This window comes from Sphingomonas sp., from assembly GCF_019635455.1.
GTDB lineage: Bacteria > Pseudomonadota > Alphaproteobacteria > Sphingomonadales > Sphingomonadaceae > Sphingomonas.
Genome location: NZ_JAHBZJ010000006.1, coordinates 131,313 through 152,754, shown reverse-complemented (window position 1 = coordinate 152,754; position 21,442 = coordinate 131,313). Strand labels below are relative to the sequence as shown.

The following is a 21,442-nucleotide window of genomic DNA, read 5'->3' as shown; positions in this document are numbered from 1 at the left end:
CGCGGCGCGAAACGACCGCAGGCAGCGAACAGAGCGGACCGTTCAGGTCGCCAGTCGAGAAGGGAGAGGGCTATTATGCGTAAGTTCCATCTTTATGCCGCGTTGCCTGTCATCGCGCTGATGCCGGCTCAGGCATTCGCCAAGGCGGATGAGGCACCGTCCACCACGGCCGCGCAGGGCGTCGATGGGCAGGATGCCACCGACCCCGCCCAGTCGGGCGAGATCGTCGTTACCGCGCAGCGCCGCGAGGAGCGGCTGATCGATGTGCCGCTGTCCGTATCGGCGGTCAGCCCCGCCGAACTCGATCGCGCCCAGGTCCGCACCGTGACCGACATCGCGACCGTCGTTCCGAACCTTCAGATCAACGAGACGATCGGCAACACCTTTGGCCCGCTGATCACGATCCGCGGTCTTTCGCCGTCCGCCGACACCAGCCTCGCCCGTGACCAGCCGGTCGGCCTGTATCTGGACGGCGTTCCGATCGGCAAATCCACCGGCGCCGCGTTCGACACGATCGACCTGCAACGCGTCGAAGTGCTGCGCGGTCCGCAGGGGACGCTCTACGGCAAGAACACGATCGGCGGCGCGGTCAACCTGATCACGCAGGAACCGACCGGCGAATTCGGCGGCCAGGTGTCGGCCAATGTCGGCAGCTATGGCCTGTTCAATGCCAAGGCGGTGGTCGATCTTCCCGAGGTGGCGGGCTTCTCGCTCAAGCTGAGCGGCACCACCAAGCAGCTCAAGGGCTATTACCGCAATTCGTTCAACAACACCCATTTCGGCGAGGCCGATACCTGGTCGGGCCGCGTCGATCTGATGTGGCGTCCGGTGGATTCGCTCAGCGTCCGTTATGCCTATGACATCACCGACAGCCACGGCACGCCCAGCCAGCTGGCGACCACGGCGGTGACCGGATCGGGATCGACCGCGTTCATCAACGCGATGCTCGCACCCTATGTCGTCACCGGGCGCACGCGCACCATCGCGGCGCAGAGCGCGTTGCAGAGCGATTTCCGCACCACCGGTCACGCCGTGACCGTGCAGTGGGAACCGGGTGTGGGCGACATGGTGCTCAAGTCGATCACCGCGTGGCGCACCGCCAAGACGTTTTCGCAGAGCGATTTCGACGGCAGCCCGCTCGACCTGTTCCGCTTCACGCTGAACAACGACTATCGCCAGTTCACCCAGGAGCTTCAGGCGATCGGATCGGTGGGCGACCTGCGCTACACGCTCGGCGCCTTCTACCTCGACGACGCCTATGACGTGTTCAACCCGCGCTGGAACTTCCAGTTCGGCGGCAATTCGACCTTCGACGTCTCTCAGCGCGGCGGCAATTCGAACTCCTATGCCGGCTATGGCCAGCTCGCCTGGAGCCCTTCGGCGCTCGACAACCGCCTGACCGTGTCCGTCGGCGCGCGCTACACGAAGGAAGAGAAGTCGGCTTATGAGCTACTGCTCGCCAACACCGCCTATCGCACCAATCCGGCATCGGCCAGTTCGGGCGTGTTCCGGCGCGACGCCGCGGGCAACCCGATCACGCGCAGCGGCCAGCCGGCGGCGGGCGCGCGGCCGGGCGCTGGCGGGATCGGCTATACCGACCTCTATCCGCTGACCGCGAGCGGCGACTGGTCGAGCTTCAATCCGGAGCTGAACATCCTCTACAAGTTCGCGCCGACCTTCTCGGTCTATGGCCGGGTCGCTTCGGGCTTCAAGAGCGGCGGCATCAACGACACCGCCGCCACCAACGATGCGTTCGCGACGCCCTATAACCCGGAAAAGCTGACCTCGTTCGAACTCGGCTTCAAATATGCGAGCGCGGATCGCCGCATCCGGCTCGACGTTGCGGCCTATCATTCGATCTACAAGGATTTCCAGGCGGGCGTGTTCGTCCCCTCGCTGGTCACCACCAACATCATCAACGCCGGCGAAGCGCAGTTCACCGGGGTCGAGGTGGAGGGCAATGTCGAGCCGGTCCGCGGCCTGACGTTCAGCTTCGGCGGCGGCTATATCGACGCGCGCTATACCGATTTCGTGCTGCCCAACGGCACCGACGTCACCAAAACCTATGTCATCCCGCGCGTGCCGGAATGGAATTACAAGCTCGGCGCCCTGTATCGCGCCGATGCCGGGTTCGCGACGGTCGAGGCGAGCGTGAACTGGAGCTGGCGCGACTCGCAATATACCAACATCACCCCCGATCCGCTCGCGGTGCTGCCGGCCTATGGCCTGCTCGACGCGCGGCTGGGGCTGACGCGGATCGATCTGGGCGGCAAGGCCCGGCTCGAATTCGCGCTGTGGGGCAAGAACCTGACCGACACCAAGTACAAGGTCAGCGCGATCAACCTGTCGGTGCTGACGCTCAGCCAATATGGCGATCCGCGGACCTTTGGCGCGGAAGCGCGGATCCGGTTCTGATCCCCGGCCAAGAGCGACGGACGTGATGCATCCCCGGGTCGGACCGCTGATCCTTTTCCTGGGGGTCGTCACCTTCCTCACCGCGATCGGCAATACCGGTCTTATCTCGATCATGCCGGCGATCGGCCGGATGATCGGGATGGCCGATTATCTGGTGGCCAGCATCTTTTCGCTGTCCGCGTTCACCTGGGCGATCAGTTCGCCTTTCTGGACGCGGCACGTCGCCGGCCATGGCTGCAACCTCTTCATCCGTGCCGGGCTGATCGGCTTTTCGCTGTCGATGGCGGGGTGCGCCGGCGCGGTCGCGCTCGGCATGAACGGGATCGTCGGGCCGCTCGCCTGTTTCCTGATCTTCTTCTTCCTGCGCGCGATCTTCGGGCTGCTGGGATCGGCCTCGGCGATCGCCACCCAGACGCTCGTCGCGCGCAACACGCTCGGCGCCGATCGTACCCGCGCGCTCACCAGCCTCGCCGGGGCGCTCAGCCTTGGCACCATCGTCGGCCCGGCGGTCGCGCCGTTCCTGATGATGCGCCCACTCGGCGCGACCGGGCCGATGCTCGCCTATATGATGATCGGCCTGCTGACCCTCGCCGCGTCCTTCCTGCTGCTCCCCCACGAGCGGCGCCGTCACCCGGAGCAGGCCAGCGTTCCGGCGGCCGGGCGCCATGTGCGTCTTCAGGACATCTGGCGCCAGCCCGCCACCGCCGCCCCGCTCAATTTCGGCATCTTCCTGTGCTGCGCGCAGGCGATCAACATCTATACCACCGGCTTCGTGCTGATCGACCGTAGCGGCGATGCACCAGCGGCCGCACAGACGCTGATCGGGCTGACGATGACCGGCGGCGCGCTCGCCGCGCTCACCGCGCAATGGGCGTTACCGCGCCTCGTGGCGATCACCCCGCGCCGGATGACCCAGCTGGGCGGCACGCTGGCATTGCTCGGCAACCTGATTCCACTGGTTGGCGACTCGGCGCTCCATGCGACGATCGGCTTCATCGTCGCCAGCTTCGGCTATGGTCTAGGCAGGCCGGGCTACAGCGCGCAGGCCTCGCTCGCCGGCACCGACGAGCAGCAGGTCGCGATCGCCACGGCGGTTTCGTTCATCGCTGGCGCCTCGATCACCCTGCCGCCGATCATCGCGACCGCCGCCTATGGACGCTGGCACGACGCGCCGTTCGCGCTGGCGATCGTGCTGGCGGTGGCGGCGCTAGGCTTTGTCGTTCGCGGTGCCGCTTCCCGGGCCATTGTCCACTCAGGGCAATAAAGCGTTCTTGCCGCCCCGCTTTATCCGGTGTCGCGCGCGTCTAAACTGCCGGCCAAGCGCAACCGGCGTCGCCCATCGGCGGCACCGGCACCGCAGCGCCAGACCATAACGATGCCGGAGAAGGATTATGGACCGCTATCTCGTCATTTCGTCGGACGGCCATGCCGGCCTCCCCCCGGAGCGTTACCGGGATTATCTCGACTCCAAATATCACCAGATTTTCGACGAGACCGTGCCGCTCGAGATCAAGGCGCGCGAGGAGCATGAAAAGCAGTTCCTGATCGACGATTTCAACACCAAATGGCGGGCGAAGGTCGGCGACGGGCTTGAGGGCGCGTGGGACGGCGCGATGCGCAACAAGATCCTCGACGGCGACGGCGTGGTGGCGGAAGTATTGTTCCCCGACGGCATCACCGAACGCAACGCCCCGCCCTTTGGCGCGGATATCGGCCTCAAGCCCTCCCGCGACCGGGCAGAGCTGCAATGGGCCGGCGCGCGCGCCCACAACCGCTGGATGGCCGATTTCTGCCAGGAGGATCCGCATCGCCGCATCGGCCTGGCCGTCGTCCCGGCGCTGTACGACATCGAAGAGACGAAGAAGGAAATTCTGTGGGCCAAGGAAAACGGCCTGAAGGGCGTGTTCTTCCCCGCCTTTTCCGGCGAGTTCGATCTCTACAATCACCGCAAATATCATCCGGTGTGGGCGATGCTTCAGGAAATGAAAATGCCGCTGCATTTTCATTCGGGCGCCTCGCCCGGCTATGACATCAGCCAGCCCGGCTGGATCGGCACCTATCTGTGCGAATATGCGTTCTGGATGACGCGCCCGCTATGGGGGATGACGTTCGGCGGCGTGTTCGAGGACTATCCCGACCTCAAGGTCTGCTTTACCGAAGCGGGCGGCGAGTTCTGGTTCCCCTGGATCCTTCAGCTGATGGACATCCGCGCCTCGGCCAAGCACACCAGCGGCAAGCTGGGCGATTATTATGCCAATATGAGCATGAAGCCGAGCGAGTATTTCGCCCGCAACGTGTGGGTCGGCTGTTCGGCGCTGCCGGACGAGGAGACGACCCAGTCCTATTACGAGATCGGCATCGACCGCATCCTGTGGGGGACCGACTATCCGCATCCCGAAGGCACCTGGCCCAACACGCTCCAGAAGATGATCGAGAGCCTGGGCGGTCTGCCGGACGAGGATATCCAGAAGATGCTCGGCACCAACTCGCTCGAACTCTATGACGTTGACGAAAAGGCCATGTGGGATATCGCGAAGCGGATCGGTCCGAAGCGCGAGAATTTCCTCAAGCACGCGGCCGAATAGGCATCGGACGGTCGCAGGTTCCGCACCCCCGTCCGGCAGCGATGTTGGGCGGGGGTGAATCATGTCGGAATGGCGCGGGATCGAGGAATTTCTGGCGGTCGTACGCTATGGCAGCTTCACCGCCGCCGGGCGCAAGCTGGGCGTCTCCAAATCGTTCATCAGCAAGACCGTCCAGGAACTTGAGGACCGGCTTGGCGCCCAGTTGCTGATCCGCACCACGCGCCGCCTGTCGCTGACCGACGCGGGCAAGGTGTTCCATGGCGAATGTTCGGAGCTTCAGGAACGGCTCCGCAACGTCGAATATGCGATCGGGCGCTACAGCGCGGAGCCGGTCGGCCGGCTGCGCATCGGCCTCAGCGACATCTTCGGATCGGACTATATGTCCACCCTGCTCGCCGATTTCAGCCGCGGCAACCCGGGGATCAAGATCGAGCCGATCGCCTATCTCGACGAAGGCGACGTCGCGCAGGAGCGGTTCGATCTCGTCATCCGCTACGGACAATTGTCCGATTCGAACCGCAAGGCGCGGATGTTCGGCTATCTCTCCCACTGTCTGTGCGCCTCGCGCGATTATGTCGATCAGCATGGCTGGCCGACCGGCCCCTCCGACCTGCGCAATTTCGACTGCCTGACCGATCTCAGCTCGACGCTCGTCTTCAACGGCGGGATCGAGGTGAAGGTCGATCCACGCTGGCGCAGCAACAGCGGGATCGCGCTGCGCAGCGCGGTGCGACGGGGAATCGGCATCGCCAGCCTGCCGGTCAGCATCCTGATCGATTCGCTGATCGACGGATCGGTCGTCGCGCTGGACGAGGAATGGGCCTATTATGACCGCGAGTGCTGGGCGGTCTATTCGCCGGGCATCATGCCCGCCTCCTCGCGCGCGTTCATCAACTATCTGGTCAAGAGCGTGTCGCGGGTGAAGGTGCGCCCCGCCATGGCGAAGGACATTGCCCGCCGCAAATAGCGGCAATTGTCCACCTTTGTGTACAAAGCGTACACCGCGACTGTCTTACCTTTGCGTCTCGTCCGGCTAGTATGCTGCCAAACAGACGCGATGATAGGAGAGCGGCCCGTGTCAAAGGTCGAACGATTCCCGATGTCCATTCCGTTCGGATGGTTTGGCATCGGCTATAGCGGCGATCTGGCGATCGGTGATGTGCGCGCACTGCGCTATTTCGGTCGCGACCTCGTCCTCTTCCGGAACGAACAGGGCGAGGCGGGACTGCTCGACGCCTATTGCCCGCATCTCGGCGCGCATCTCGGCATCGGCGGCACGGTCGAGGGGGACAGCATCCGCTGCCCGTTCCACGCGTGGCAGTATCGCCCCGACGGCTTTTGCAGCAAGATCCCCTATGCCAAGGCGTTTCCGCCGCGTGCGAAACGGGAACCACTGACCCGCGCCTATCCGCTGGTCGAGAAATCGGGCGTGATCTGGGCCTGGTATCATCCCGACAATGCCGAACCGGCGTTCGACGTCATCGACTATCCCGAATTCACCGACGCCGAGTGGGCCGAACCGACCAAGCGCGAATGGCGCTTTGCCAGCAACCCGCAGGAAATCGCCGAGAACGGCGTCGATGTCGCCCATTTCGCCTATGTCCATCAGATGGACGCGGTGCCGGAGGGCGAAACCAGCTATGACGGCGTCCAGCGCCGCAGCGTCGCGCGCGGCCACCGCACCGTGCCGATCGATGGCGAAACCCGGCAGATCCCCTATTCGGTGGAAACGGTGCAGAACGGTGCCGGCCAGAAATATACCCGGCTGAAGGGTATCGTCGAGCTCAGCCTGCTGGTGATCGCGACCCCGGTCGAGCGCGACGATGTCGAACTGCGCTTCTGTTTCACCCATCCCAGGGTCGAGCCCGGCTCGCCGCAGGAAGCGGCGGTGAAGGCGGCGATCGCCAACACCTGTGGCCAGGCCGGGGTCGAGGGCGACATTCCCATCTGGGCGAACAAGATCCATCTCGAACGGCCGTTCCTGTGCGACGGCGACGGGCCGATCCTGCGTTTCCGCAAATATTTCGAACAGTTCTACGCCGACGGTCCCGAAGGCGGCGAACTTGCGGTCGCGGCCGAATAATTCCCCCATCGCGCCGGTCCGACCGGCCGACACAAATCACGAAGTCAGGAGAATGCCATGACACGCCTTCGCTACGTCCAGGGTCCCGCCGCATCGCGCGATGCGGGCATGCTGCGCAATTCGGTTTACGGCATCCGCGCCACCTATGAAACCGATCGCGAGGTGATCGACGCCTTGCTGCCGCGCCCGCTGGAAGCGGTGGAGCGCCCGGAAATCTGGCTTCAGATGATGCATGTGACCATGCACGTCACCGAAACCGACGCGGTCGAGATCGGCGCGTTGACGGTCGGCGTGACCTGCACGCATGAAGGCGCGCCCGGCGCCTATTGCTTTCACATGGCGATGGAGGGCGAAAGCGTCGTCACTTCGGGCCGCGAGCGTTTCGGCGAGCCGAAGAAGATCGCCCAGACCCATTTCGAGCGCGACGGCGATCGTCTGCGCGCTACCTGCACCCGCCACGGCATCCCCTATTTCGAGATCGAAGGGACGATCGGCGAGAGCATCGACCAGCCGCTCAAGTTCGAGGAGCATCTGTTCTGCTACAAGGGGCTGGTGGCGATCCAGGATCCCGGCGCGTTCGACGGCGACGTCTATCTCACGCGCCTCAACTGGGAACGCAACTACAGCGATCGCCGCGCGATGACCGGCACGATCACGCTGCGCGATTCGGCCTATGATCCGCTCGCGGACATCCCGGTGCGCAAGCTCACCTCGATGAACTATGTCGAGGGCGGCACGCGCACCGGCGGCCAGATCCTGCGCACCGTGCCGGGCGAATGGATCGCGCCGCACTGGGTCGGCCGGTTCGACGATCCGCGCAACATCGGCGTCGAACTCGGCCGGAAGCAGGCTGCCTGATGCAGGATTTCTCGGGCAAGGTCGCCGTCGTGACCGGTGGTGCGAGCGGGGTCGGCAAGTGTCTGTGCGCAGACCTTGCCCGCGCCGGCGCGCATGTCGTGATCGTGGATATCGATCCGGCGCGGCTGGAACAGGTGCGGGAGGAGATCGATGCACTCGGCGCGGGCCGAACGCTCGCGCTCGCCTGCGACGTCACCAAGGAGGCGTCGGTCCGCGAGACTGCGGACCGGGTGTTCGATGCGTTCGAGACGGTCCACCTGCTCTTCAACAATGCCGGCGTCGGGCTGGGCGAATCGCAGCGCAAGATCTGGGACCTTCCGCTCAGCGACTGGCGCTGGGGCATCGACGTCAATGTGCTGGGCGTGGTGCATGGCATCGCCGCCTATGTGCCGCGCATGCTCGCCGCCGGGCAGGAGGGGATGGTGATCAACACCTCCTCCACCAATGGCGGGCTACGCTCGCTGCCCAACACGCCGATCTATGCCGCGACCAAGGCGGCGGTGACCAGCATCACCGAAGTGCTGCACCAGCAATTGCTGCGCGAGGGCGGGAAGCTGAAGGCCGGCCTGCTCTTCCCAGGCCCGCACACCGTCAATACCGGCATCCTCGCCTCTGGCGCGGTCCGGCCCGACGACTATGTCGAACATGAATCGCAGCGGAACGTCGCCTACAAGTCGATGGACGATCTGCTCGTCGCGACCGGCCTCAAGCTCAAGCTGACCGAACCCGAAGAGGTCGCCGCCTTCGCGCTTGACTGCGTGGCGGAAGGGCGGTTCTGGATGCTGCCCGACAGTGCGGAGAACGATCAATTGCTGAACGCCCGCCACGAACAGATCATCGCCCGCGCTGACCCGCCATCGGCATGGTGACCGGATCCGTCGCCGCGACGGCGCCGCGCGCCGCCGACCGGACGCCGACCGGCGGCCTGTATCCCTGGCTGGTCGTCGCAATCCTGTTCGTGGGCTATTGCTTCAGCGCCATCGACGCGCGCGTCCTGACGCTGATGGTCGGGCCGATCCAGCGCGACTTGGGCCTTGGCGATTTCGAGATGGGCCTGCTTCAGGGCTTCGCCTTCTCGATCATGTATTCGATCTCGGCGCTGCCGATCGGCCGCTTCGTCGATCGCACGAAGCGGCGATCGGTGCTGATCATGTGGGGCGTGATCTTCTGGTCGCTGATGACCGCGAGTTGCGGCTTTGCGGGCAGTTTCGTCGCGCTGTTCATCGCGCGGATCGGGGTGGGCGCGGGCGAGGCGACGCTCAGCCCGACGGCCTATTCGCTGATCAGCGACTATTTCGACCGCGCCCGTCGCGCACTGCCCATCAGCTTCTATGCGATCGGCTATCCGATCGGGGGGGGCCTCGCGCTGCTGATCGGCGGCTATCTGCTCGGCATGTTCACCCGCGCCGGGGGCCTGCACATCCCCGGCATCGGCCAGTTCGCGCCATGGCAGGCGGTGTTCCTGTGCGTCGCGGCACCGGGGGTGTTGATCGCCGCGCTGATGCTGCTGATCCGCGAACCCGAACGCCGCGACGTGACGGCGGAGCTTTCGAGGGAAGCGACGCTGCGCGACGCCGGCTCCTATCTGTGGAAGCGCAAGCTGGTGTTCGGATCGCTGATCGGCTCGCTCGGGCTGATCGCGCTGCTGGCGATCGGTACGTCGCTGTGGTTTCCCACCTTTCTCATCCGCACCTATGGCATGACGCCGGCACAGGTCGGCGCGTCCTACGGCACGGTGATGCTGGTCTGCGGCACGATCGGCACGCTGTGCGGCGGCTGGCTGTCGGTGCGCCTGATGCGTTCCGGGCGCAGCGACGCGAACATGCGAATCGTGCTCGTCTCGACCGTGCTCAAGGGGCTGCCGCTGATCCTGGCGCCGCTGATGCCCAATATGACGCTCTCGCTCGTTCTGATGGGAATCGGCACGTTGATCGGACAGGCGTCGCAAGGCGTCATGCTCGCCGCGCTTCAGGATGTGACGCCCAATCAGCTGCGCGGCCAGGTCACCGCGATCGCGCTGCTGATCGTCAACCTGCTCGGCATGGGGCTTGGCGCTGCGGTGATCGCGGCGATCACCGAATTCGGGTTCGGCGATCAGTCCGCGCTCCGCTATTCGATCGCGATCACCGGCGCGGTCACGCTGCCGCTGATCCTGGCCATGCTCGCGATCGCGCTGCCGGACTATCGCCGCGAGGTGGAGCGCCTTTCGGCCTGACGGGTCCAGTCCAGTCGGCCGCCGCGTTGCGCGCCTTTCGGGTGCGCGGCGCGGCGGCGGCGCGGTCAGGCGATCTTGAGGATCAGCTTGCCGCGATTGCCGCCCTTGAACAGCATCATCAGCGTCGCGAAGGCCCGGTCGATCCCCTCCTCGACATGCTCCGCGAAGCGGATTTCGCCGGAACGGGCATGGGCGAACAGAGCGCGCGTCGCATCGGGAATCGCCTCGGCATAATCGAGCATCACAAAGCCGCGCATCGTCGCGGAGGCGAACACCAGCTCCATCAGGTTGCGTGCGCCCCGCCGGGGACGGTTATATTCGGAAATGAGGCCGCACAGCGCGATCCGTGCGCCCTTTGCCAGATTGCGCAACGCCGCATCGAGCGGGTCCCCGCCCACATTCTCGAACACCATGTCCAGCCCGCCGGGCGCCACCCGCCGGATTTCCGCCGCCAGGTCGTTTTCGTCCCTGCCGCGATGATCGATCGCATGGTCGATCCCGAGTTCATCGACCAGTCGCCGGCATTTTTCGACGCCCCCGGCAATGCCGATCACCCGCGCGCCGGCCAGCCGGCCCAACTGGCACGCGACGGCGCCGACGCCGCCGGCGGCGGAACTGACCAGCAACGTCTCCCCCGCCTGCGGCATCAGGATGCGATGCACGCCGAAATAGGCGGTCAGGCTGGCCCCGCCGACGACCGAGATATAGTCGCGCATCGACCCGGCCAGATCGGGATCGATCAGCCGGTTCGCGTCCCCCGCCCGCCCGACCGAATAGCGTTCGATCGCGTTGACGCCCTTTACCCATGCGCCCACCGGGAACGCCGCATTGCGGCTGGCCACGACCTGTCCCACCGTGCCGGCGCGCATCGCATCGCCGATCCGGACCGGCGGATAGTAGCTTTCGACATCGTCGAGCCAGTTTCGCATCGCCGGGTCGATCGAGGCATAATGGTTGCGGATCAGGAATTCGCCCTCGCACGGTTCGGGTGCCGGCATGTCGCGCAGCGCGAAGTCGCTTTCGACCGGCATTCCCCTGGGGCGCGCCATCAGCACGAACTGGCGATTGACGGTCATGCCCCTCCCCCGGGTTGCTGCCAGCGCCGCCACAGCAATTCGCTGACCAGTTCGCGCGCGTCGTCCCGCTCCGGCGGCGCGGTAACGAGCCGCAGCAGCATGTCGCCATCCTGCTCCACCCAGTCGAACCAGCGGGTCAGCGTCGTGCCGATCCAGTTCGGATAGGAACATGCCTCGACCAGATGTTCGACGCGATCCTCATGCACGACATAGGTGCCGGTATAGGCAAGGTAGCTCGCCGCGGCGGCAGCCAGTTCGTCGCGATCGCCGTTCCAGCGCGCATCCACCGGCTTGCGCATCGGCGGGCGCGCGCGTTCGCACAGCGTCGCCGACATCCGCCCCTCACCGGTATAGCTGATCCACCCGCGCGCATCCGGGCCAAAGGGGAACAGCGTTTCGCCATGCTGTCGCCGCCGATAGGCCACCAGTTCCCACGACCCGGCGAGCAATGCGGGCGCGTCCCCCGGTCCCGCCAGCAACGGCGTCAGCGCCGTCGGCACGAACACCGGCAGGTCGAGCATCGCCGTACAGAGCGATTTGCCATAGACGTCGAGCAGCCGGTTGCGCGACACGCCACCGCCCAGCACGCCGTCGATCCTGAAATTGAGCGCCTCGATCGCATCGACGCGATAGCATGTGACCGGCCCGGTCGCCGCCGCGCCCAGCCGCTCCGCAACGCGCGCGGCGGTCACCTGCTCGATCAGCAACGGGTAGAATTCGGGCGCATAGGCGATGACCGAAAGGGACGCGGCATTGCCCTTGTCCCCCGATCGGACATGCGCGATCCGGCGGAGTGTCGTCAATCGCATCGGCTCAAACCTCCACCCAGTGAACGCGGGGCGGAACCGCCGCGCGCGGGACCAATGCGGACCACACGCCGACCACCTCACGCACGCGATCGCTTCCGGGCAGACGCTTGCCGGTCATCCCCACACCGGAAACGGCCATGCCATCGACCGCGCGCGCGATCTTCTCCGCGTCCTCCCGCGTGGCCCCGTGCGCGGTGACGCGGATGCCGATCTCATGGGGTGTCGGCACGTCCGCCGGCGTCGCGGCGCGATGCAGCGCGTTGACGCCCAGCAGATCGACGCTGAATGCCGACATCCCCGCCGCCGCCAGCCGATGTCGCAACACATCCACCCCCAGCATCGCCCGGTCGATCGCCCCGGGGCCGGCGTGATAGAACCAGTCCTCCCCGACGAACCCCTCCAGACAGCCGATCGAGGCTTTCAGCATATCGGGGCGCGGATGCCCGGAAATTCCGGCGACGCGCACGCGGTCGGGACCGGCCGTCGCAAGCTCGACCGTGGTGAAATCCACCACCACGTCGGGCGTGATGTAGGCGGCGGGATCGAACACCTCATAGAGCATCTGTTCCTTCACGGTGCGCAGATCGATCGCGCCGCCGGTGCCGTCCAGCTTCGACAGGATCGCCGTTCCGTCCGCCGAAACCTCGGCGATCGGCAAGCCCAGGTCCCACAGGGCCGGTACATCCTTGAACCCGGGATCGGCGAAATAGCCGCCCGTCACCTGCGTCCCGCATTCGAGAAGATGGCCGATGCCATGCGCCTGGCCCAGCCGGTCCCAGTCGTCGAGTGACCAGCCGAATTCATGGATGAGCGGCGCGGCAAAGATCGACGGGTCGGCGACGCGCCCGGTGACGACGATCTGGGCGCCCCCCGCCAGCGCCTCCAATATGCCCGCCACCCCCAGATAGACCTCTGCCGACACGATCGCGTCGGCAAGGTCCGCCAGCGGGGCGCCGGTTTCCAGGATCGTATCCGCGAGATCCAGAATCCGGTCGGTGATCAGGCTCCCCTCGACCGCCGCGATCCGGATGCCTGCCGCGCCGATCCGCCTGGCGTGATCGGCATAACGCTCGGCCGCGCCGACCGGGTTGATCCAGCCCTGGTTGGACACGATGCGAACCCCCTGCTCGATACAGGCGGGGAGCACCGCCTCCGCGCGCGCGTCGAGATGCGTTTCATAGCCGGCGAACTCCGGATCGCGCCGCCTGCGCACCTGCGCCGCGGAAATCGTCACCTCCGCCATGGTTTCGAAACAGAGATAGTCGAGCCGGCCCTCCGCCGCGATCCGCCGTGCCGGTTCGATCGGATCGCCCCACCAGCCTGATCCACAGCCGATGCGGACCACGCGATCGTCCTGCCGGTCCGGCGCCGCTCGGGTCATCGCAACTCTCTCCCGCTTCCGGACCTCCTGGCCCGTGAATTCGACCCGAACCCTAAAGGAGCGCACGCGCGTGAATAAGCCGTCTGGCATGCACGCTCTGTTCGCGAGCGCGAACCAGTCGAGGGGGGAAGACGGCGGTCGCGGCGCGCGCCTTCCCCCTTGCGCTTGTACGATCGAGGCGGGATGAGGGCGCCATGAGCGACCCCTATGATATCGCGGTGATCGGCGGCGGCGTGAACGGCGCGGGAATCGCGCGCGACGCCGCCGGACGCGGCGCGCATGTTCTGCTGATCGAGCGCGGCGATCTTGCACAGGGGACATCGTCGGCTTCGACCAAGCTGATCCATGGCGGATTGCGTTATCTGGAGCATTATGAATTCGCGCTGGTTCGTGAATCGCTACAGGAGCGCGAACGGCTCTGGGGCATCGCGCCGCACATCATCCGCCCGATGCGGTTCGTGCTCCCCTATCGCCCCGGGCTGCGGCCCCGCTGGCTGCTGCGTACCGGCCTGTTCCTCTACGACCATATCGGCGGTCGACGCGATCTGCCGCCGACGCGCACGATCGATCTGGCGCGCCATCCCGCCGGCGCGCCGCTCAAGCCCGAATTCCATACCGGATATGCCTATTCGGACTGTTGGGTGGATGACGCGCGGCTGGTGATGCTGAACGCGCGCGACGCCGCGGACCGGGGGGCAAGCGTGCGAACCCGGTGCGAGGCGACGCGACTGACGCGCCTGGGCGATGGCTGGCGGATCGAGGCGGGGGACGAAACCCATCACGCGCGTGCGGTCGTCAACGCGGCGGGACCACGCGTGCTCGACCTGCTCGCGCGCGCGGCGATACCCACCGATCGCGCGATGCGGCTGGTACGCGGATCGCACATCGTGGTCCCGCGCCTGTTCGACCATGACCATGCCTATTTCTTTCAATTGCCCGATGGACGGATTTTCTTCGCGATTCCCTATGAGCGTGACTTCACCCTGATCGGCACCACCGACCGCGACGAGCATGGCGATCTCGACCTGGTCCATGCGGCACCGGACGAGATCAGCTATCTGTGCGACGGCGCGAACCGTTATTTCCGGACACAGATCGCGCCGTCGGACGTCGTCTGGAGCTATTCGGGGGTACGCCCGCTGGTCGATGACGGCTCGGGCAAGCCCGAAGCCGCGACGCGCGGCTATCGCTTCGATCTCGACGATGGCGAGGGTGGCGGCGCGCCGATCCTCTCTGTGTTCGGGGGCAAGATCACCACCTATCGCCATCTCGCGCGGGAGGCGGTGGATCTGCTCGCGCCGTTCGTTCCCGCACTGAATGGCGGCGACTGGACTGCGGGCGCGCCGCTGCCGGGCGGCGATTTTCCGAAGCTGGGGGTCGCCGCGCTCCATGCCGATCTGGCGGCGCGCTATCCATTTCTCCAACCCGAATGGCTGGCGCGGATCGTCCCGGCCCATGGCACGACGGCGTGGAGGATATTGGGCGACGCGCAATCGCTCGACGACCTGGGCCAGCATTTCGGCCATGGCCTGACCGCGCGCGAGGTCGATCACATGGTCGCGCGCGAATGGGCGCGGACGGCGGACGACATTCTGTGGCGGCGCAGCAAGCTGGGCCTGCGGTTCAGCGCCGACGAACGCGCCGCGCTCGCCACCTATCTGGAGGTGGCGCGCCCGGCCGGGTAAGCCGGGCGACGCGCGGGATCAGCGTTCCTGCGTCCGCCAGCTATAGCGCAGCGCGCTGACCGCCGTCGGCTTCTTCGAAATCCCGCCACGCGTTGCCGACCCGATCAGCGCGGAGTCGATCAGATCCTCGACCGAGGTGCCGCCGGCACCGCCGCTGCGCAGCCGGGTGCTGGCGAGCGAAACCCCCGCCTCCTTCATGCAGGCCTCACCATCCTCCGGCCCCGGAACGACGGGGCATTGGACCAGGCGTGCATAGCTTGCCGGCACGCCGTCGGTGACGTCGCTGACGAGCACCACCAGATCGTCCTTCAGGCTGGCGCCCTGCTCGGCGTCGCTCAGGCTGTATTGCAGCACGCCCGTCTCACCCGCGCGCAGGCGGGTCGGATTGTCCTGCTTGATGCCGGCACGATCGTCCCGGCCATCGAACAGAAGGATGCCGCCATCGGGCGAGAAGATCAGTGGATTGACGTACAGATCGGCCTTGCCGGTGTTGGTGAACTTCACGAACAGCCAGTCGCACCGCTGGAAGGTGAAGCTGCCCTGTTCGCTGCCGTCGCCGCCGATCTTCGTGGCGTCCTTGGCGACCGCATAGAAGTCCGCACTCGTATCCGGGCATGCCGCATCCGCCGCGACCGGCTTGGGCCGCGCCACATAGAATTCGACCTTCAGCGCCTTTGCCGGATCCTCACCGTCTTCGGTCGAGGTCGCGAGGCCGGGATTGGCGAGGACCTTCTTCAGCCGGCTGAACCGCGCGACCTTCATCAGCGCGGGGCCGATCACGCGCAGCCGCATGGCGAGTTCGGGATCGTTGCCGCCCGCCGCCATGACCGCGCCCAGATCGATATCGCCGAACGAGGCAGTCACCATGCCCGGGGGCTGGCGCAGCGACATCTTGTCCTCCGGTTCGAATTTCAGGATCAGGTCGGCATCCTGCCCGGCCGGCACCAATGTCGCACCGATATCCGCCGGCTTGAGCGCCGCCAACGCGGCGAGCGCGGCCTTTTGTGCCGGGGTCGGTGCCGACGGCACCCTGGGCAATGCGACGCGATAGTCGAGCTGGACCGGTTGCTGCTCGATCGTCGCGATCAGGCGCATCTCGCGCGTCATCGACGGATCGGACACGCGCGCGTCGGCCCAGCGCTCGGCCGGAATGTCGCCAAAGCTGACCGGCACCAGGATCGCGGTGTTCGCGTCCGCCTTGTCCACGCGGCCGAACAGCACGGTCTTGTCCCCCTGGGGTCCGGGGATCGCCAGGCGGACGATCGTGCCGGGTACGACGCCCTGCAACTGCCCCGCCGTCATCTGAAGCTGGTCGATCTTTCCGTCGATCGTGACCGGCTTGTACACCGCCCAGCTGCCACCGCCCGCCGACGCCTTGATCAGGCCACCCATCAACGGGCGATCGACGTCGCCATCGAATTCGGGTCGCGGCGCGCCGGGATACATGTCCGTTCCCGCGGTGATGCGGTTGGCGAGATCGCGATAGGTGACGACGCGCGGATTGTTCCAGTTCGCCATCGCATAGACGCTCAAAAGGCCATGCGACATCTGTTCGGACCGGTCGGCCGATTTGGGGGCCATCGCCTGCCGCGCCTGGGTGGGCGATGGCGCCGCCATCATCCCGACATAGGCGCCCCAGCCCGCGCGACCCTTTTGCGTTTCGCCCGACAGGTCGCGGATAAACCCGGCTGACGTCAGCGACGCATATTTAGCCGGGGGCAGTTTCAGCCTCGCCTCGATCGGCTCGACTGCCGCAGCGCCCTCGGTACCGCGGCTCGAATCGCCCGAATGGCAGAAATCGGCAATATAGGTGACATTGCCCCCCTTGGACCGGATCGCATCGATCGCGGCGCCGATCTCATCGTCGATCACCGCATTCTGCACCTTGGTGAAGTTCGCGTCGGGTGGGCCGGTGTCATAGGGCAGGAACACCTCGTCCAGCCCGTCGGGTTCGGAACCCGCCACCGCCTCGACCTGCTGTACCCCATGGCCGGAGAAGCTGAGCAACACCTCGTCGCCCGGCCTGGTATCCTGGGCCGCCTTTTTCAACGCGCCGAGGATATTGTCGCGGGTCGCGATCGCATCGGCCTTGATCTCGGTGGACACCAGCCGGGGATTCCCCTTCGAGGCGAGCAGCTCCGGACTGGGCTTGTCGGCGAGAATGGTGAGGTCGTCGCGCTTCGCGCCCGATCGCATCAGCGTTTCGGCGATCAGCATCGCGTCGTTATAGGTGCCGAGCAGCGGGCTTGCGATCCCCTCCTTATAGGCAGCGACCGCCACGATCACCGCGCGGATCCGGCCCTTCGCCTCCGGCGCCGGAACCGGCGTCGGCGCGGCGCCGGCCGCGAGCAACGGCTGCGGCACGGCGGAAACGGTCATGGCGATGGTGATGATCGAAAGCAGCAGCCGCTTGAACACGCATAATCTCCCTGCGGGTCAGTTCGATACCAGGATCGCGCGGGTCCACACCCGCCCCCGGTTTTTCAGAACGATACGATATTCCTCGGTCCGGTTCGGTGTCCAGCGACAGAGCAGGTCGCGGCGGGCGATCGCCACGGCGTCGGTCGGCCGGTCGGTACAGGCGACGCGTCCGTTGCTGTCGGTCACCGAGAGTTCGAGCGCCGCGTCACCATCGCCGCGCACGCGGACCAGCGCGATGCGCCCGCCCTCGGCACGCGCGCGCATCGTCAGCGTCCGTTCGGCCGGCAGGTCGTGGGTGTAGACGATGGCGGCGGGGATGATCCCGCGCGATGCCTCCGCCAGCGCCTCATCGACCGCCGCGAGCTGATCGGGATCGCCCTTGGCCCAGCCCTTCGCCTCGACCAGCAGCGCGGCGGGTTCGGTGACCGGCAGTTCCTCCCCCTTGCGCGCACGGCCCAGCACCAGCGGCGCGTTCTCCGCCGGGACGAGCACGAAATCGCCCTCGCGCAACATGCGCGCGGCGACCAGCATCATCGGCACGTCGCGATCGGCGCGCGCGCGCGCGATCAGGTCGCGGACCAGCTCCGCGCGCTCGATCATGGCATCGGTGGCCGACGCATCGGCGGACGGCGTCTCATTCCCACGCGCGACGACCGTCCCCGACGGAACGGCAAGGAGCGCGGTGGCGAGGATCAGGGCGAATAGGGATTTCATGAATCGCATGGGATCGATCGAATTCTTCTCGGTTCAAACCAGTCCGGCAACCCTGCCATCGCGGGCAACCGCGATCCACTGTCATTCCCTGACAGACAGGGCGCGGGATCCCGGTTCGCCGCTGCGGCCGTCATCGCGCCTGGGATAGCCATGCGACCCTCACCTGCCGCTGAAAGATCGGGCCGAACATCCGCAGTTCCGCCTGCGCGGCCGGCCCATAGTCGCGGGCGCCGTCGATCCGCTGCCGGATACCAAGCGTCGCGCGCGCGAAATAGATGCGCGCCCCGCGCGGGTCGTGTTCCGCGATCAGGTCGCCGGCGGCGGCCGCCGCCGTGATCGCCTCGACATTGTCCCAGATACCGGTCACCGCGTGCAGGGCGACCGCGCGGCGCAGCGTCCGCTCCGCCTCGGCGGTCGCACCCAGCTGTTGCTGGGCAAGGCCCAGTGCGACCAGCGCCTTGCGCGTCTCGAAATGCGTCTTGCCGAATTGACGTTCGCACAGATCGACCGCGCGGGCGAGCATCGCCGCAGCATCGGCATAACGTGCCTGCCCCATCAGCCCGATGCCCAGCGCAAGCGTGGCGTTGGCAAGCTCCTTCGTGCCGCCCAGTCCCGCCGAGTCGGTCATCGTCAGCGCGCGGCGGAGCACCGGTTCGGCCTCGGCATGGCGATCGAGCATCGCCAGCGCCAGCCCATGCTGGACCAGCACCCCGGCCAGCAATTCGGGCGGCACCTGCGGCATGGCGGACAGCACCGCCACCGCCCGCCGCGCGAGCCGTTCGGCCTCGTCCCAGTTGCCGGTCGCGATCAGCCCCGCCGCCAGCCGCGCGGAGATGATCGCCGCGCCGGCGCCGCCCGCCCCCTCGACGCCGATCGCGGTTGCAAGGGCGGCGCGCAACAGCGGTTCGGCATCGGCATATCGGCCCCGTGCCTGCAACACGCTGGCGAGGACCACGGCGGCACCGATGCCGTCCTCACTGTCCGGCGCGACAAGCGCGATCGCGCGGCGGGCGCCGATCTCCGCCACGTCCGCGCGATCGGCGGCCAATCCCGCCTGCGCGACGAATTCCCAGATGTCGAAACAGGCGTCACGTTCGCGCGCGCTCGCGGTGCAGCGCTCCGCCGCCGCCTGCGCCAGCGCCAGCGCACCGGCCGCATCGCCGCCTTCCAGCGCGGCGGAGGCGTCGGCGGGAATCGGCGCGCGCTCGGCCGCGGCGGCGGTGCCGGCACTGGCGAGGACGAGCACGGCCGCCCAGGCGCCAGGGCAATATGCGAACGCGCGGTTCAGCGCGGCGAGGGATCGACCAGGCGCCCCCCGCCTCACGTCACTTCCCCGGATCGCCGACCAGCGAGAAGGCGGCCCAGAATTTCGGACTGACGAACTGGCCCGATCCGGCCTCGCGCACGGTCTTCATCGCCGCCTGCAACGCCCGCGCGCGACCGGCGACATCGCCCCTTTCGATATGCTGGAACGTCTCGCGCATCAGCAGCGAGGTCGCCTCGTCGCTGACCGCCCAGTGGCTAACCATCAGCGAGCGCGCACCCGCGAAGATGAACGCGCGCGCCAGACCCGACAGGCCCTCCGCACCCGGCTTGCCGCTCGACGCGGCGGTATTGCAGGCCGACAGCGCGACCAGATCGGCGCGCAGGTTGAGCTGCGCGACCTCCGACGCGGTCAGCAGCCCGTCGTCGAGCGGCGTCGCCGTCTTTGGCGGGGTGAAGACAAGGCCGGGTTCGGCATTGTCGCCCACTTCGGTGGCGAGCAGGCCATGGGTCGAAAAGACCACGAACCGCGCAGCCGGGATGACCTTGCTCTGCTTGACCGCGGTTTCGGTCGCGGCATCGCCCAGCACCACCTGCGCCTTGTCGCCAAAGGTCGCGCCAAGGCTCTTCAGCTCGGCCGCGGCCTGCGGCAGATAGGCGAGCGCGCGCAGCTTCTCGGTATTGGCGAGCTTGCCGTCATACATGCTGCCGGCCAGATCCGGCGTGACCGAGCGATCCTTGTCGGCGGTCGTGAACTTGCCCGCGAGCGTCGGCGCACCATAGGCGGCGAGCGCCACGCTGCCGGCCTTTGCCTGGGCATAGCTCGCCGACGCCGCTTTCACGTCGCAACCGGGATGCGCATCCGCCGGATTGGCGATGAGAAGACAGCGCAGCGAACGGAGCGAAGAGACCGACGGCAGTTCGGCGAGCGCATATTTGTCGATCAGCCACGCGCTGGTCGCGACCGCCACCGCATCGGTGTCGCTCCCCTGCGGCGGCGCGGTGAGCAGCAGCGACAGCGGGAGCGAGGTCAGCGGCCCGGTGACGTTGGTCAGCAGCACCTTCTTGCCCGCCAATACCGCCTCGGACGGCGCGAGCAGTTCCTTGTAGATTTCATAGGCGACCTTGCGATCGAACACCTGCTCGCCCGGCGCGGGGCCGGTCGCTCCGGCGGCGCGGGGCGGCTGGCGTGCGCTGCCCCGCGCGCCATCGACCTGCATGCTGGCCCGAAGCGCCTTCACCTTGGCGGCGAGCGCCTCTTCCTTCATCGCTTCCGACCGTGACCAGCTCGCCTTTTCGCGGGTGATCGCCCAGGTGTAGCTCGCATCGTCGGAGACGAGGATCATCACCATCGCCTCATCGGGGTTGAGCAGCTTCTGCACCTGCGCGATGTCCAGCGCCTTGGGGCGCGTAAGGTCGAAATATTGCGGAAAATCCTTCTGGATCTTCGCTTCGATCGCGGTCACCTCGTCGCGCAGCGCGGCGCGGCGCTGGGTGAGCGTACGGCGCTCCTCCTCCGGCACGGCGCTGCCGCGTTCGATCAGCGCGCTGAACTGACGATCGACCGCCTCGATCTCGGCGAGCTTCTTGTCACGCTCCTGCTCCAGCACGGCGAGGCCGCCCGACCCCGCCGCGTAGCGCGCCGTCACCCGGTCGAGCGCGGCGGCCGCGCCCGAGATCAGCGCATATTGCGCGGCGACGAACGCTTCGGATCGCAGCACTTCGGGGGAGGGAACCGGCTCGATCTTGATATCGGGCGTGGTCTGCGCGGTCAGCAGGCCGGCGAGCAACGGCAACGCCACCAATTGCTTGAATTTCGATACCACCGAGCCGCCTCCGTTTCGTCGTTCGATTAGTTCGTCACCAACTTGATGCCGGTGCCGGTGTCGCGATGATTGATCGTCTGGATCGAGAGCGACCGCCGCGCGCGATCGTGG

The 21,442-nt window shown here is 66.8% G+C and carries 16 protein-coding genes; 9 read left to right on the top strand and 7 right to left on the bottom strand.

From position 1 onward, the window contains the following. The first annotated feature begins 75 nt into the window (after positions 1–75). The 8 genes from KF783_RS09590 (at position 76) to KF783_RS09555 (ending at position 10,156) form a co-directional block, all read left to right on the top strand. A complete protein-coding gene (locus KF783_RS09590) occupies positions 76–2,415 on the top strand; it encodes a TonB-dependent receptor (protein WP_294078582.1) in 2,340 nt (779 codons plus the stop codon). 25 nt (positions 2,416–2,440) lie between these two features. Beyond that, positions 2,441–3,679: an MFS transporter gene (locus KF783_RS09585; protein ID WP_294078681.1), complete on the top strand. Its 1,239-nt coding sequence runs from the start codon at positions 2,441–2,443 to the stop codon at positions 3,677–3,679. Between the two features lie 127 nt (positions 3,680–3,806). Next, complete coding sequence (locus tag KF783_RS09580; RefSeq protein WP_294078581.1) at positions 3,807–5,000, top strand: amidohydrolase family protein; 1,194 nt, start codon at positions 3,807–3,809, stop codon at positions 4,998–5,000. A 61-nt stretch (positions 5,001–5,061) separates the two neighbouring features. Next, positions 5,062–5,967, top strand: a complete 906-nt coding sequence (locus KF783_RS09575; RefSeq protein ID WP_294078579.1) for a LysR family transcriptional regulator — start codon at positions 5,062–5,064, stop codon at positions 5,965–5,967. Between the two features lie 132 nt (positions 5,968–6,099). Further along, positions 6,100–7,083, top strand: coding sequence for a Rieske 2Fe-2S domain-containing protein (locus KF783_RS09570; RefSeq protein ID WP_294078577.1), 984 nt, complete (start codon positions 6,100–6,102; stop codon positions 7,081–7,083). A 57-nt stretch (positions 7,084–7,140) separates the two neighbouring features. Beyond that, complete coding sequence (locus KF783_RS09565) at positions 7,141–7,941, top strand: acetoacetate decarboxylase family protein (RefSeq protein ID WP_294078575.1); 801 nt, start codon at positions 7,141–7,143, stop codon at positions 7,939–7,941. Next, positions 7,941–8,810, top strand: a complete 870-nt coding sequence (locus KF783_RS09560) for an SDR family NAD(P)-dependent oxidoreductase (protein ID WP_294078573.1) — start codon at positions 7,941–7,943, stop codon at positions 8,808–8,810. Before KF783_RS09565 ends, KF783_RS09560 begins: the two co-directional genes overlap by 1 nt. Further along, positions 8,804–10,156, top strand: coding sequence for an MFS transporter (locus KF783_RS09555; RefSeq protein ID WP_294078572.1), 1,353 nt, complete (start codon positions 8,804–8,806; stop codon positions 10,154–10,156). The genes KF783_RS09560 and KF783_RS09555 overlap by 7 nt, the downstream gene beginning before the upstream one ends. Positions 10,157–10,221: 65 nt before the next feature. On the opposite strand, the gene KF783_RS09550 is transcribed toward KF783_RS09555, so the two are convergent. The 3 genes from KF783_RS09550 to KF783_RS09540 are packed head-to-tail and all read right to left on the bottom strand — an operon-like array spanning position 10,222 to position 13,422. Then, positions 10,222–11,232: an NADP-dependent oxidoreductase gene (locus KF783_RS09550; protein WP_294078570.1), complete on the bottom strand. Its 1,011-nt coding sequence runs from the start codon at positions 11,230–11,232 to the stop codon at positions 10,222–10,224. Continuing rightward, complete coding sequence (locus KF783_RS09545; protein WP_294078568.1) at positions 11,229–12,035, bottom strand: lipocalin-like domain-containing protein; 807 nt, start codon at positions 12,033–12,035, stop codon at positions 11,229–11,231. Before KF783_RS09545 ends, KF783_RS09550 begins: the two co-directional genes overlap by 4 nt. 10 nt (positions 12,036–12,045) lie before the next feature. Then, on the bottom strand, positions 12,046–13,422 hold the full coding sequence (locus KF783_RS09540) for an acyclic terpene utilization AtuA family protein (RefSeq protein WP_294078566.1): 1,377 nt from the start codon (positions 13,420–13,422) through the stop codon (positions 12,046–12,048). Between the two features lie 194 nt (positions 13,423–13,616). Between KF783_RS09540 and KF783_RS09535 the strand changes: the two genes are divergently transcribed. Then, positions 13,617–15,107, top strand: coding sequence for a glycerol-3-phosphate dehydrogenase (locus tag KF783_RS09535; RefSeq protein WP_294078564.1), 1,491 nt, complete (start codon positions 13,617–13,619; stop codon positions 15,105–15,107). Between the two features lie 18 nt (positions 15,108–15,125). On the opposite strand, the gene KF783_RS09530 is transcribed toward KF783_RS09535, so the two are convergent. The 4 genes from KF783_RS09530 to KF783_RS09515 form a co-directional block, all read right to left on the bottom strand. Continuing rightward, positions 15,126–17,525 carry a caspase family protein gene (locus KF783_RS09530; RefSeq protein WP_294078562.1) on the bottom strand — a complete coding sequence of 800 codons (2,400 nt, stop codon included), beginning with the start codon at positions 17,523–17,525 and terminating at the stop codon, positions 15,126–15,128. An 18-nt stretch (positions 17,526–17,543) separates the two neighbouring features. Continuing rightward, positions 17,544–18,242: a hypothetical protein gene (locus tag KF783_RS09525; RefSeq protein ID WP_294078561.1), complete on the bottom strand. Its 699-nt coding sequence runs from the start codon at positions 18,240–18,242 to the stop codon at positions 17,544–17,546. A 130-nt stretch (positions 18,243–18,372) separates the two neighbouring features. Next, positions 18,373–19,488, bottom strand: a complete 1,116-nt coding sequence (locus KF783_RS09520) for a tetratricopeptide repeat protein (RefSeq protein ID WP_294078559.1) — start codon at positions 19,486–19,488, stop codon at positions 18,373–18,375. A 79-nt stretch (positions 19,489–19,567) separates the two neighbouring features. Beyond that, positions 19,568–21,331, bottom strand: coding sequence for a CHAT domain-containing protein (locus KF783_RS09515; protein WP_294078557.1), 1,764 nt, complete (start codon positions 21,329–21,331; stop codon positions 19,568–19,570). Positions 21,332–21,442: the final 111 nt, after the last annotated feature.